General features: G+C 60.1%; 15 protein-coding genes. 6 read left to right on the forward strand and 9 right to left on the reverse strand.

What is annotated here, in order from left to right; translation table 11 throughout:
* Positions 1-64 precede the first annotated feature (64 nt).
* From KGB06_RS18910 to KGB06_RS18940, 7 genes are all read right to left on the reverse strand, one after another.
* Positions 65-1,192, reverse strand: a complete 1,128-nt coding sequence (locus tag KGB06_RS18910) for an AGE family epimerase/isomerase (protein ID WP_223518485.1) — start codon at positions 1,190-1,192, stop codon at positions 65-67.
* A gap of 167 nt (positions 1,193-1,359) precedes the next feature.
* The gene (locus KGB06_RS18915; protein ID WP_223518487.1) at positions 1,360-1,932 is read right to left on the reverse strand and encodes a HupE/UreJ family protein; all 573 of its coding nucleotides are present in this window, start codon (positions 1,930-1,932) and stop codon (positions 1,360-1,362) included.
* A gap of 29 nt (positions 1,933-1,961) precedes the next feature.
* Complete coding sequence (gene ureG, locus KGB06_RS18920) at positions 1,962-2,576, reverse strand: urease accessory protein UreG (RefSeq protein WP_007947546.1); 615 nt, start codon at positions 2,574-2,576, stop codon at positions 1,962-1,964.
* A gap of 23 nt (positions 2,577-2,599) precedes the next feature.
* Positions 2,600-3,274: an urease accessory protein UreF gene (locus tag KGB06_RS18925; protein WP_223518488.1), complete on the reverse strand. Its 675-nt coding sequence runs from the start codon at positions 3,272-3,274 to the stop codon at positions 2,600-2,602.
* The gene (gene ureE, locus KGB06_RS18930) at positions 3,271-3,771 is read right to left on the reverse strand and encodes an urease accessory protein UreE (protein ID WP_223518489.1); all 501 of its coding nucleotides are present in this window, start codon (positions 3,769-3,771) and stop codon (positions 3,271-3,273) included. The genes KGB06_RS18925 and ureE overlap by 4 nt, the downstream gene beginning before the upstream one ends.
* Positions 3,772-4,026: 255 nt before the next feature.
* On the reverse strand, positions 4,027-4,659 hold the full coding sequence (locus tag KGB06_RS18935) for a TetR family transcriptional regulator (RefSeq protein ID WP_223518490.1): 633 nt from the start codon (positions 4,657-4,659) through the stop codon (positions 4,027-4,029).
* 157 nt (positions 4,660-4,816) lie between these two features.
* On the reverse strand, positions 4,817-5,119 hold the full coding sequence (locus tag KGB06_RS18940) for a hypothetical protein (protein ID WP_223518491.1): 303 nt from the start codon (positions 5,117-5,119) through the stop codon (positions 4,817-4,819).
* A gap of 387 nt (positions 5,120-5,506) precedes the next feature.
* Between KGB06_RS18940 and KGB06_RS18945 the strand changes: the two genes are divergently transcribed.
* Positions 5,507-7,582 (forward strand): AsmA family protein, encoded by a 2,076-nt coding sequence (locus tag KGB06_RS18945; RefSeq protein WP_223518493.1) that lies wholly within the window; start codon positions 5,507-5,509, stop codon positions 7,580-7,582.
* 121 nt (positions 7,583-7,703) lie between these two features.
* On the opposite strand, the gene KGB06_RS18950 is transcribed toward KGB06_RS18945, so the two are convergent.
* The gene (locus tag KGB06_RS18950; protein ID WP_223518494.1) at positions 7,704-8,603 is read right to left on the reverse strand and encodes a LysR substrate-binding domain-containing protein; all 900 of its coding nucleotides are present in this window, start codon (positions 8,601-8,603) and stop codon (positions 7,704-7,706) included.
* Positions 8,604-8,723: 120 nt separating this feature from the next.
* Between KGB06_RS18950 and KGB06_RS18955 the strand changes: the two genes are divergently transcribed.
* The 3 genes from KGB06_RS18955 (at position 8,724) to KGB06_RS18965 (ending at position 10,667) form a co-directional block, all read left to right on the forward strand.
* Positions 8,724-9,362 (forward strand): FMN-dependent NADH-azoreductase, encoded by a 639-nt coding sequence (locus tag KGB06_RS18955; RefSeq protein WP_223518495.1) that lies wholly within the window; start codon positions 8,724-8,726, stop codon positions 9,360-9,362.
* Entirely contained in the window at positions 9,363-9,668 is a 306-nt protein-coding gene (locus KGB06_RS18960) for a DMT family transporter (RefSeq protein ID WP_007947555.1), read from the forward strand.
* 108 nt (positions 9,669-9,776) lie between these two features.
* Entirely contained in the window at positions 9,777-10,667 is an 891-nt protein-coding gene (locus tag KGB06_RS18965) for an esterase/lipase family protein (protein ID WP_223518496.1), read from the forward strand.
* A gap of 92 nt (positions 10,668-10,759) precedes the next feature.
* On the opposite strand, the gene KGB06_RS18970 is transcribed toward KGB06_RS18965, so the two are convergent.
* Positions 10,760-11,647 carry a DMT family transporter gene (locus KGB06_RS18970; RefSeq protein ID WP_223518498.1) on the reverse strand — a complete coding sequence of 296 codons (888 nt, stop codon included), beginning with the start codon at positions 11,645-11,647 and terminating at the stop codon, positions 10,760-10,762.
* Between the two features lie 97 nt (positions 11,648-11,744).
* On the opposite strand from KGB06_RS18970, the gene KGB06_RS18975 reads away from it, so the two are divergent.
* Both KGB06_RS18975 and KGB06_RS18980 read left to right on the forward strand, forming a co-directional pair.
* On the forward strand, positions 11,745-12,539 hold the full coding sequence (locus KGB06_RS18975) for an AraC family transcriptional regulator (protein ID WP_223518500.1): 795 nt from the start codon (positions 11,745-11,747) through the stop codon (positions 12,537-12,539).
* 64 nt (positions 12,540-12,603) lie between these two features.
* Complete coding sequence (locus KGB06_RS18980) at positions 12,604-12,909, forward strand: PsiF family protein (RefSeq protein WP_223518501.1); 306 nt, start codon at positions 12,604-12,606, stop codon at positions 12,907-12,909.
* Positions 12,910-13,057: the final 148 nt, after the last annotated feature.

A 13,057-nucleotide genomic window follows, 5' to 3' on the forward strand; every position in this document is an offset into this window, starting at 1 on the left:
CAGTGTGATCCCTGAAGGAGCGGCGGTGCGACGATTCGACTTGCCCGCGATAGCAATCTGTCAGTCAGCGCAGATAGTCGACCAACCCGCGATAACAGGTCGCCAAGTGATAAGGCGTGGTCGACGGCATGTCCTTGCGGCTCACTTCGCCTTGTTCATCGCGACACTCATACCAGCCGCCCGCATGCAAAAAGCGCTGTTGCAGCGCCTGCAACTGGCGCTGCACAGAGGCCTCGCTGTTTGGCCGCAAGGTCAGGGCGCGCAGGTATTCAGCCTGTGCCCATATGCGCTGGGTGGCATCCTTTGCAGAGCCATCCAGATCAAGCATCGCCACGACGGCACCGGTGCATGGATCAACGCCCAGTTGCTCGGTGAGCGCAAATGCACGCTCAAGCGAAGCATGCAGTGTGGAATCGCGCAGCAACGGCGAAGACTCCAGCAGGAAATACCACTCGAACTGATGCCCCGGTTCAAACCAGTTATCCACAGCTCCTAGCGGTTTCTCCATCAACACGCTCTGTTGCGGGTCGATGAAGCGCTTCTGCATGGCTGTGCATAACTCAACGAGCGCGCGCTGCACGGCGATGTCTTCGCGCACAGACAGGGTGGCGAGGAAGGCTTCGGCCAAGTGCATCAGGGGATTTTGCAGCGGCCCGGAGTTGAGCGATGACCAGTCACGGTCGAGGCTGGCTTCGTACAGGCCGTCGCCTGTCGCGAAACGCTGAGCGATCACTTCCAGCGCCGCATTAAGGGCCGATTCCACCAGCGGCTCGCGCACCTTGTCCCAGTAATGGGCGCAGGCGAACAGGATGAACGCGTGGGTGTAGAGGTCTTTGCGCTGATCGAGCGGTGCGCCGTGCGGGTCGATGCTGTAGAACCAGCCGCCATGTTCAGCATCGTGGAAATGCTGCTGCAGGGAGCGGAATAGCGCAGCAGCGCGCTCTTCGGCAGCCGGAACCTGGCCAATCAGGCTGGAGAACACATACAGCTGCCGTGCGCAGGCCATGGCCCGGTAGCGTTGAGGGGCCAGCGGTTGATGTTCCGCGTCCAGTGCTTCATAAGGCAGTGCCATGTCGGCATTCCAGCCGGGTCCTTGCCAGAGCGGCACGATCACGTCCTGGAAGTGCTGTTGCACCGAGGCGAACAGGGCGGTCAATTCAGGCAGGGAGGCGGAGCGGGAAACAGGCGGCATTGGCTGGCGTCGTCACGGCAGGGTTGATTGCGCGACATGTTAGCAGGCCTGAGAGGGGCGGTGTCTGTCAGGCCGCTATCGCGAGCAAGCTCGGCTCCCACAGGAGTACGCATTCCACTGTGGGAGCCGAGCTTGCTCGCGATGAGGCCATCACAGGCGATAAAAAATCAGCCTGCCAACAACCACACGCCAGTCGCCGCCGACGCTGCACCCGCCAGTCGAACCAACGGCGCCGCCGCTTGCGGCAACACCCGCACCACGGCATAACCCAATCCATGCAACGCTGCCGTCGCCGCCACAAACCCGGCCGCATACGCCCAAGGGCTCGAGATGTCCGGCAACTCCAATCCATGCGCCACACCATGGAACAGTGCAAACAACCCCGTCGCCCCCATCGCCACGCTCAACGGCGGACGCACCGCCAGCGCCACCGCCAGGCCCAGCGCCAGCACTGACGCGGCAATCGCGCCTTCCAGCGCCGGCAGATTCAGCCCTTCAAACCCCAGTAACCCGCCCATCAGCATCGTGCCGACGAACGTGCACGGCAGCGCCCAGCGCGCTGCACCTTTTTGCTGTGCCGCCCACAGGCCGACCGCAATCATCGCCAGCAAGTGATCGAGGCCGCCAATCGGGTGGCTGATGCCGGCGATCAAGCCATTGTCGCCATGACCCGGATGGGCGAAGGCGACGGCCGGGGTCAGCAGCAGGGCCACGGCGCTCAGAATGCGTTTCAGTGTCATGGGTAAGCTTCCTTGTTGATAAGTCGTGATCAGGCCGCTGTCAGCAGGCCCTGGCGTTCGATGAAGGCGATGATTTCCTCCAGTCCGAGACCGGTTTTCTGGTTACTGAAGACAAACGGTTTGCCGTTGCGCATGCGTTTGGTGTCGCTGTCCATCATCTCCAGCGACGCCCCCACCAGCGGTGCGAGATCGACTTTGTTGATCACCAGCAAATCGGATTTGCAGATACCGGGCCCGCCCTTGCGCGGCAGTTTGTCGCCGGCCGAAACGTCGATCACGTAGATGGTCAGGTCGGATAATTCCGGGCTGAACGTTGCTGACAGATTGTCGCCACCGGACTCCACCAGAATCAGGTCCAGCCCCGGAAAGCGGCGGTTCAGTTGATCCACGGCTTCGAGGTTGATCGAGGCGTCTTCGCGGATCGCCGTGTGTGGGCAGCCGCCGGTTTCCACACCTATGATGCGCTCGGGCGCCAGGGCCTCGTTGCGCACCAGAAAGTCGGCGTCTTCGCGGGTGTAGATGTCGTTGGTGACAACGGCGAGGTTATAGCGCTCGCGCAGGGCCAGGCACAGGGCCAAGGTCAGAGCGGTTTTACCGGAACCGACCGGGCCGCCGATGCCGACGCGCAGGGGTTGTGTGTTCATGTGGTTCTCCAAATTAAAAGGCCCTAGGAACGGAACAGGCGGCTGTACTGGCGCTCATGGGCCATGCACGCCAGGGACAGGCCAAACGCGGCGCTGCCATAGTGTTCGGGGTTGATTCGGGTGGCGTCCTGCTGGGCTTGTTGCAACAGCGGCAGCAGTTCGCTGGTCAGGCGCTGAGCGGCTTGCTGGCCCAGCGGCAAGGTTTTCATCAGCACCGCCAATTGGTTTTCCAGCCAGCTCCAGAGCCACGCGGCCAACGCATCCTGCGGACTGATCCCCCAAGCCCGAGCGGCCAGCGCCCAGCCGAGGGCCAGGTGCGGTTCGGGGAGTTGTTCGAGGAAGGCGCGGGCGGGCGCATCCAGCTCCGGTAAGCCGTTGAGCAGTTGCTGCAACGAATAGCCCATCTGCCGGCTTTCCTGATGCAGCTCGCGGGTTTCCCGACTGGCCCGGTGTTCCTCGCAACGCTGCAGCAATGTTGGCCAGTTTTCTTCGGCCGCCGCCGTGCAATGGGCGAGCAGCAGCGGCGCCTCGAACCGTGCCAGATTCAGCAGCAGCTGATCGCTGATCCAGCGTCGTGCGCTGTCCGAATCGCACACTCGACCGTTATCCACCGCCATTTCCAGGCCTTGGGAATAGCTGTAGCCGCCAATCGGCAGTTGCGGGCTGGCCAGACGCAGCAGCGCCCAGGCCGGGTTCATAGGCGGACGCCGAACTGATGCAGTTTCGGCGGGTAGTTGAAGTCTTCGTCGCCGTGTCGCGAATGGTGATGGCCGCCACCATAGGCGCCGTGTTCCGGCTGGAAGGGCGCTTCAATGTTTTCGACCTTGGCTTCCAGCTGTTCGAGCATGGCTTTAAGCACGTAATCGTCGAGCAGGCGTAGCCAGCCATCACCGATCTGCAAGGCGACATGACGGTTGCCGAGGTGATACGCGGCACGCGTCAGTTCGAAGGCATTGGCGCAGGTGACATGCAGCAGTTGTTCGGGGCGGGCGCAGACGCGCACGATGCGTCCGTCTTCGGCTTGCAGGCATTCGCCGTCATACAGAGGCGGCTGACCGCGCTCCAAAAACAACCCGACGTCTTCACCTTCGGCACTGAAACAGCGCAAACGGCTTTTACTCCGGGCTTCGAAGGTCAGGAGCAATACGGCGGCCCAGACGGGTTGAGGGTCGATTCTGCGATGAATCACCAGCATCGGAAGGCTTCCAGCAATGGACAATGCTCAGGCTAGAGCAAGGGGCTTGCCAATCGGGCGATACGTAGGAAATACCTTTCGGAGCTTGGTGGGGGGTTCGGGCTATTGCAAAATTTTGAATCAAATTGGTGCGTTGAGAGATTTCGCGCACCAATGTAGGAGTGAGCCTGCTCGCGATAGCGGTGTTCCAGACAGACAAGTGTTGACTGTACCAACGCAATCGCGAGCAGGCTCGCTCCTACAGGGGATAGGGGGTTACTCGGTGCTGCCGAGTCCTTGCCAGTGTTTGAGGCCGATAAAGATGAAGCGCAACTGCTGAGTGATCTTTGCCTGCGGAGTCAAATGCTCGGGCAGCGCTTCGGCCGGCGGATCGATAATGTCCGGCAAGGTCGCGAACACACTTTTAACGATCAGATCAGCCATCACGCTCAAACCAGCGATGTTGAGATGCTGAAGCTTGGGCATCAAGGACAAGTCAGCCGCCAAATCCGAGCTGATGTCTTCACGCAACCGCCCAATCGCCAGTCGCACCGGCAGCGATCCGCCATACTGTTCGCGGGCAAGAAACAGAAACTGCGAGCGATTGGCGCTGACCACGTCGAGAAAGATCCGCACCGACGCATCAATAATGCCACCCATGACGAATTCGTTATGGCGCACCAGGCGAATGGTTTCGCGGAAGGTCTGACCGACTTCGCTCACCAGCACCAGGCCCAGTTCATCCATATCAGCGAAATGCCGGTAGAAACCGGTGGGCACGATGCCGGCGGTTCTCGCCACTTCGCGCAGGCTGAGGCTGCCGAATCCTCGGCCGCATTCCATCAGATGGCGAGCAGCGTCCATCAGGGCGTTGCGGGTTTGTTGTTTCTGTTCGGCGCGGGGCAGCATCGCAAGAGTGTTTTCTGGACAGGACAGCGGCGCACTCTAGCAAATCGGCTTCGCTGGCGTCGAACGACTATCGGGGGATCAGGCGGGGAAATGCAGTTCTGTATAAATCAAAAGCCCAATCCGGGAATTGGGCTTTTTCTCAGGGCGGCCATGGGGCTTAGCTCGTAGCGCCGTTGCGTTCGATCACACGGTCACCACCACCTTCGGCAAGGGTCTGGCCTTGTGGGGTACGGTCGGAGCCGCCTTCAGCCAGAGTTTGGCCTTGTGGAGTGCGATCAGAACCACCTTCGGCAAGCGTCTGACCTTGTGGAGTGCGGTCGGAACCACCTTCAGCGACGGTTTGGCTGAACGCCGAGTGGCTGTCTTTGACTTGCGGAGCGGCCTGATCAGGGGCTGGCAGAGCGAAAGCAGTGCTGGCTAGCATCGAGAGGGTCAGGCTAAGCAGTAGTTGGCGTTTCATGATGGGTTGCTCCTTGGGAGGGCGATCAAGTGGGTACGAGAGCAATGCTACTCTCGATAAGTCGATATGAAAGTTCATAAACGCAATGGTAATAATCAACAGAATTGATTGTTCTGCTGAGTGGCTCTAGAACGGGCGTTTTCGGCGAGTATTTTTGCCCTGGAATGGGTGGTTTTGACCCACTCGCGCCGCACAAAAAAACCGTTCGGTAACGCTGTCTGGAGTGAGCACGGTGACCCCGATCGATTATTTGAACGTTAATGGGCTGTTCGGTTAAACCTGCGCGCTTTTTCCCAGTCCTAGGTGTCATGGCAGGTCGGTTCTGGCCTAACGTTTCACACGTGCGTCGCAGTCAGGGCGCGCAGTCGTATTCAGGAGTCCTGTGCAATGACGCGCACCCCCAAGATTTTTGCCTGGACCTTTTCCAGTCTGGTTGTTCTGCTGGCGATACTTGTTTTGATCATCGTGTTTTTCGACTGGAACCGGATCAAACCCACGATCAATACAAAAGTCTCCGAAGAGCTGCACCGTCCGTTCGCCATCAACGGCAACCTAGCGGTGGTCTGGCAGCGCGAGCCTGACGAGGGCGGCTGGCGGGCTTGGGTGCCGTGGCCGCACGTGGTGGCCGAAGACTTGAACCTCGGCAACCCGGACTGGTCGAAACAGCCGCAGATGGTCACCCTCAAACGCGTCGAACTGCGTATTTCACCGCTGGCCTTGCTGGCTCAGCGGGTGGTGATCCCGCGCATCGATCTGACCGAACCGAACGCCGACCTTCAGCGTCTGGCTGATGGCCGCGCCAACTGGACGTTCAAATTCGACCCGAAAGACCCCAACGCCGAACCGTCGAACTGGGTGGTCGACATCGGCGCCATCGGCTTCGACAAGGGCCACGTCACCCTTGACGATCAGAACCTGAAGACACAGCTCGATGTGCTCATCGATCCGCTGGGCAAACCGATTCCGTTCAGCGACATCGTCGGCGACAAGGCGGCGAAAACCGCGCTTGAGAAGGGAGGCGCGCCGCAGGATTACGCCTTCGCCCTCAAGGTCAAAGGCCAATACCACGCGCAGAAACTCGAAGGCACCGGCAAGATCGGCGGCTTGTTAGCGCTGCAGGACGCGGCCAAGCCGTTTCCGTTGCAGGCGCAGGTGAAGATCGCCGACACCCGCGTAGAGCTGGCCGGCACCTTGACCGATCCCCTGAACCTTGGCGCGCTGGACTTGAGGCTGAAACTGTCCGGCACCAGCCTGGGCAATCTCTATCCGCTGACCGGTGTGATACTGCCGGATACGTCGCCATACGCAACCGACGGGCACCTGATTGCCAAGCTGCATGAGCCTAGTGGAGCGGTGTTCCGCTATGAAGCGTTCAACGGCACGATCGGCGAGAGTGACATTCACGGCAGCCTGACTTACGTCGCCAGTCAGCCAAGGCCGAAACTCAGTGGTTCATTACTCTCCGAGCAACTGTTGTTCGCCGACCTGGCGCCGCTGATTGGCGCCGACTCCAACGCCAGGCAACAGGCCCGTGGCGGCGACAGCAAGCAGCCGACGGACAAAGTGTTGCCGGTTGAAGAGTTCAAGACTGAACGCTGGCGTGACATGGACGCCGACGTCGAGTTCACCGGCAAGCGCATCGTCCACAGCGAAAAACTGCCGATCAACGACCTCTTTACGCACCTGATACTTAACGACGGCGTGCTCAGCCTGGAACCGCTGCGCTTTGGCGTGGCGGGCGGCAATCTGGAGGCACAGATTCGCTTGAATGGCCGTACCGAACCATTGGAAGGCCAGGCCAAACTCACCGTGCGCAGATTCAAGCTCAAGCAATTGTTTCCGACCTTCGAACCGATGAAAACCAGCTTCGGCGAGCTCAATGGCGATGCCGATATTTCGGGGCGCGGCAACTCGGTAGCCAAGCTGTTGGGCAGCGCCAACGGTACTCTGAAAATGCTCATCAACGACGGCGCGATCAGCCGCGAGTTGATGGAGCTGGCCGGACTGAATGTCGGTAACTATGTGGTCGGCAAAATCTTTGGCGACAAGGAAGTGAAGATCAATTGTGCGGCGGCCGACTTCGACATCAAGACTGGGCTTGCGACCACGCGCCTGTTCGTCTTCGATACCGAGAACGCGATTGTCTACATTGATGGCATCGTGAACATGGCGACCGAACAACTGGACCTGACCATTACGCCGGAGTCGAAAGGCTGGCGCTTGATTTCGCTGCGCTCGCCACTCTACGTGCGGGGCAAGTTCATCAAGCCGGATGCCGGTGTGAAAGCCGTGCCGCTGATGCTGCGCGGGGCGGGGATGGTGGCGTTGGGCGTGATTGCGGCGCCAGCGGCGGGGTTGCTGGCGCTGGTGGCGCCCAGTGGTGGTGAGCCAAATCAGTGTGCGCCGTTGCTGGAGCTGATGAAGGCGGGGAAGGCGCCGGTGACGGTTAAACCCACCAAGTAGTTACGGCGTCTACGAAGACGCCATCGCGAGCAGGCTCGCTCCCACATTAGTACTGCGAACATCGATCCCATGTGGGAGCGAGCCTGCTCGCGAAAGCGGTGTGTCAGGCACTACAGATCTTTCAGAATGTATGCCCGGACAGCAACGCCTCCTCGCGCAACCACGCAAAAAACGCCCGGACCGGCGGATGTCGCTCGCGCCCCGGCACGCAAAGCGCGCTGTAACCGGCGCCATCGACCTGAATCTCGCCGCGATAAGCCACCAGCAAACCGCTGGCCACGCTTTCCGACACCAGAATGTTGCTCGCCAACACCAGGCCTTGACCGGCAATCGCCGCTTGCAGGGCGTAATGCTCTTCGTCGTATTCACGGACCGCCGGTTTGCCCGCCAACCATGACTCGCCTGACTGCGCGCACCAGGCCTCCCAGCCATGGGCGTACAGCCTGGAGTTGTGCCAGTGCACGCTGATCAGCGTTGGCGTTTGAGTGGCGGCCAGTGCGACTTGCTCCGGCGAGCCGTACACACCAAAGGACTCATCGAACAGACACAAACCATAGAGGTTGGGGTAGGTGTCGAGGCTGTAGCGCAGCACCAGATCGACACTGGCGTCCTGATGCAAATCGATGATTTCGCAGTGGGTGTCCAGGCGCAGGCTGATGGTGGGGTGGCGCGCGTAAAAGCGCCCGAGGCGCGGCACCAGCCACAAGGCCGCGAACGCAGCAGTGGTGGAAACCGTCAGGTTGGTGCCACTGCGTTGCGGACGTAAGGTGTCGACGCTTTGCGCTACGTCCAGAAAGGCGCCGTGCAGGCTGTGAAATAACCGCTCACCGCCCTCGGTCAGGCGCACTTGCCGTGGCAATCGCTCGAACAGCGGCACGCCGAGCCAGGTTTCCAGGGAGCGAATCTGATGGGACACCGCCGTCGGCGTCACCGAGAGCTCTTCGGCCGCAGCCTTGAAGCTCAACAGGCGCGAGGCGGATTCGAAAGCGCGCAGGGCGGTCAGCGGCAGTGAGGCAAACATTCAATTCTCCATGGGTGAAATAGATTCATCCAGACTGATTTCTGCTCATTTGAAGCGGTTGGCTGTGAGCTTCAAGCTGCAAGCCACAAGCCGTTTGAGTGTAATCCCAAGGAGATTCAGATGAGTAAAATTCTTGCAGTCCACGCCAGCCCCCGTGGCGATCGCTCGCACTCGCGCCGTTTGGCTGAAGTGTTTCTTTCGGCCTGGCAGGCACGCAATCCTCATTCGCAATTGACTCGTCGCGAAGTTGGCCGGGCGTTGATTCCGCCGGTCAACGAAGCCTTTGTGGCCGCCGCGTTTTACCCCGAGCCCGATGCGCGACCGTTGTCGATGCAGGCTGATCTGGCCTTTAGCGATGAGTTGGTGGGCGAGTTGCTCGGCCATGATCTGCTGGTGATTTCCACGCCGATGCACAACTTCAGCGTGCCCAGCGGCCTCAAGGCCTGGATCGATCAGATTGTGCGGCTCGGTCTTACGTTCAATCACACCCTGGACAATGGCGTGGCCCAATACGAGCCGCTGGTACAGGGCAAAAAAGCCTTGATCGTCACCAGTCGCGGCGGTTTCGGTTTCGGCCCGGGCGGTGAGCTGGAAGCCATGAACCACGCTGATCCATTGCTGCGCACGGCACTGGGTTTCATCGGCATCACCGACATCACCGTAGTGGCTGCCGAGGGCGAAGAGTCCGAGGCGCGCACGTTCCAGATCTCTGCCGCCGAGGCCGAGCAGCGCCTGCTGGCGCTGGCCAGGGAGTTTTAGATGGCCTGGCTGTTTCTGCTGATCGCCGCCGGGTTTGAAGTCACCTTTGCCATGGGCATGAAATACGCAGAAGGCTTCACCCGGCTCTGGCCGTCGCTGATCACCGTGGTCGCCGCCGTGGGCGGGATTTACTTCCTGACCCTGGCCATGCGCGAGCTGCCGGTGAGCATCGCCTACCCGATCTGGACCGCAATCGGTTCACTGGGCACGGTGTTTCTGGGGTTTGCGCTGCTGGGCGAAAGCCTGACGGCGATCAAACTGGTGTCGGTCGGGTTGATCGTGGCGGGAGTAGTGGGGCTGAAGTAGGGTGGATGTCATAGACTGGTCGTCGAGTTGTCATCTTCGGTGACGATGCTCGGCTGACGTCTTGCATCGCGCCTTGCTTCATCTCACCGATCACAAGGACGTTCGCCCATGTCGCAAGGTTCCGCCACGCGTTACCCGTTGGTGTTGGTCCCGGGGATGCTCGGGTTTATCCGTCTTGTGCTCTATCCGTACTGGTACGGTATCGTCTCGGCGTTGCGCCAAGGTGGCGCGACCGTGTTTGCGGTGCAGGTCTCGCCGCTCAATTCCAGTGAAGTGTGCGGAGAACAGCTGTTGGCACGGATCGAGGAAATCCTGCGCGAGACCGGGGCCGAGAAGGTCAACTTGTTCGGCCACAGCCAGGGGGCGCTCACTGCCCGCTATGCGGCGGCCAAACGCCCGGACCTCGTGGCGTCGGTGACCTCGGTGGCCGGGCCGAATCACGGCTCGGAGCTGGCCGATTACCTGCACAAACACTATCCGCATAACAGCGCCAAGGGCCGGTTGTTGAGCTTTCTGTTACGGATAATCGCCGCGTTGATGAGCCTGCTCGAAACCGGTTATCGCGGGCCGAAGCTGCCGGTGGATATCCACGCATCCCATCATTCACTCACCACCGAAGGTGTGGCGCTGTTCAATCAGCGTTATCCACAGGGTCTGCCTGAAACCTGGGGCGGGCACGGGCCGGAAGAGGTTAACGGCGTGCGCTATTACTCGTGGTCCGGGACGTTGCAGCCGGGCAAGACGGATAGTGGGCGCAACCTGTTTGACGGGACCAATCGCAGTTGCCGACTGTTTGCCAAAACCTTTGTGAACGAAGTCGGGCATTGCGACGGGATGGTCGGGCGGTACAGCTCGCACCTGGGGACGGTGATTGGCGATGAGTATCCGCTGGATCACTTCGACATCGTCAATCAGTCGCTGGGACTGGTCGGGAAGGGCGCCGAGCCGATCCGGTTGTTTGTCGAACATGCGGCCCGATTGAAAGCGGCAGGGCTCTAAACTGAGTTGCCCTTATCGCGAGCAGGCTCGCTCCCACAGGGGAATGCGATCAACTGTGGGAGTGAGACCGGCTTGCCGGCGATGACGTCAGTTCAGGCAACTCGCACCTTACGGCCGATCACCGTCGTCCACCGCCCCGAAAGCACCACCCCACCCAACGTCAACACCCCGCCCACCAGGTGATACATCGCCAACTGCTCATGCAGCACCACCGCCGCAATCAGCGCGGTAATCAACGGCAGCAAATTGAAAAACAGCGTGGTCCGACTCGGCCCCAGGCGCACCACCGCCTGCATCCACGCCAATGGCGCCAGCATCGAAGCCAGCAGACAGGCGTAAAGCACCAGCGGAATGTTTTGCAGCGTCGGGCCGATCTTCGGCGAGGCGACAAATAGCGGAAACAGCACCACCACCGCCACCAACACCTGCAAATACAACAACACCAGCGGCGGCAACCGCAGCTGCCATTTTTTCAGCAGCGTGCTGTAAATCGCATAGGCAAGGGTGGCGACCAGCATCATCGCATCGCCCATGTTCACGCCGTGTTCAAGTAACGCGCCGAGGCTGCCGGACGACACCACCACCAATACACCGGCAAACGACAGCACCGCGCCGGCCAATGCGCCAGCGGTCAGGCGTTGGCCGAGGCTGACAATCGCCATGGCCAGTGACATCAACGGCATCAACGACAGGATAATCCCCATGTTGGTGGCCGAGGTCAGTGCTGCGGCGAAGTAGGCGAGGCTCTGATAGACCGCCATGCCCAGCACGCCAAGGACGAAAATCTTGCCCAGGTTCGGGCGAATCAGCGGCCAATGCGCGATCACCGGTTTGAGCATGAACGGCGTGAACAGAATCCCGGCCAGTAGCCAGCGGTAGAAACCAATCTCGGCGGGGAAGATCGCCCCGGCTGACATTTTGGTGATCACGGTGTTGCCAGCCCAGATGAGAATGGCCAGCAGGGGATAAGCGTATTGCATCAGAAAAAACCAGAACGTTAATGAGGGGCAATTATCTGCTTGTCTGGATGCAAGCCTATACTTCGATCCAGACAACTTGCCCCAGATTACGGACAGCATGAACAGTAAACATATTGACCTGCTGGACTTCGCCGAGCTGCCGGCCCCGGTCTATTTCCGCTACGCCGATTTCAACACTCACGAGTACGCCGCGGCCCACCGGCATCCGTGGGGCACGCTCGAGTACTCGGCCAATGGCGTGTTGCACATGGAAATCGGCAACAGCCGCTTCATGTCACCGCCGCAATACGCGGTGTGGGTGCCGCCCGAGACCGAGCACAGTTTCTATAGCAACCAACCGATCAACTACCGTGCGGTTTGCCTGACGCCGTCGCTGTGTCGCGAGTTGCCGCAACAGGCCTGCACGCTGGCGATCAGCGATATTCTCAAAGCGATCCTCAAGGACTTTGCTACGCGAGACGTGAAGATTCCCGAGCATGAGGCGGACATTCGTTTAGGTCAGGTATTGGTGGATCAACTGCGACTGGCGCCGGTGCATGAATGCTATTTGCCCTACGCCAGCAGTCCGGGACTGTTGGGGATACTGGAAGCGTTGCAAGCCGAGCCCGGAGACAACCGGCCCTTGGCCGACTGGGCCACGCAGATCCACGTCAGCGAACGCACCCTGGCGCGGCAGTTTGTTCGCGAGCTGGGCATGAGTTTCGGTGAGTGGCGGCAACGGTTGCGGTTCCTCGCGGCGATTGAGGCGCTGGACAGCCATCGCAGCATTCAGGACATTGCCTTCGACATGGGGTACAGCACGAGTTCGGCCTTTATCGCGATGTTTCAACGCCAGGCCGGATGTACACCGGAGCAGTACCGACGCAGTCACCTCGAGAGCAGGAAGGTGTGACAGGGGTTGTCTACACTGCAGAACGAGGCCGTGCCCATCGGTACGGCAACAAGGAGAAAACTCCATGACGATGTTGCGTGTCCCTTTGTTGATGATCGGCTTGCTGCTCTGCTCCCAAAGCTTCGCGACCACACCCCAGCAGGAAAAGATGACTGTCTGCAACGCCGATGCGACGGCCAAAAGCCTCAAAGGTGATGAACGCAAAATGTTCATGAGTAACTGCCTGAAAACCGAGCCGGCCGTCCCTGACATAAAAACCCTGACCCCTCAGCAACAGAAAATGAAAACCTGCAACGCCGATGCCACCACCAAATTACTCAAAGGTGATGAGCGCAAGGCGTTCATGAGTGATTGCCTGAGGAACAAATAAGTCCCGGTTCGGGAAATGTGGGGGCCTGCTCGCGAAGGGGTCAGTCAGGGCACTGCAAAAAAACGCGGAACCCCGACCAAAGTCGAGCTACACAATTCCTAGTGCTGCCACCGGAACGCTGGCAGACTGCCAATCCTTTTACGCTGTT

It is taken from the genome of Pseudomonas sp. GL-B-19 (assembly GCF_019956415.1).
Classification (GTDB): Bacteria; Pseudomonadota; Gammaproteobacteria; order Pseudomonadales; family Pseudomonadaceae; genus Aquipseudomonas.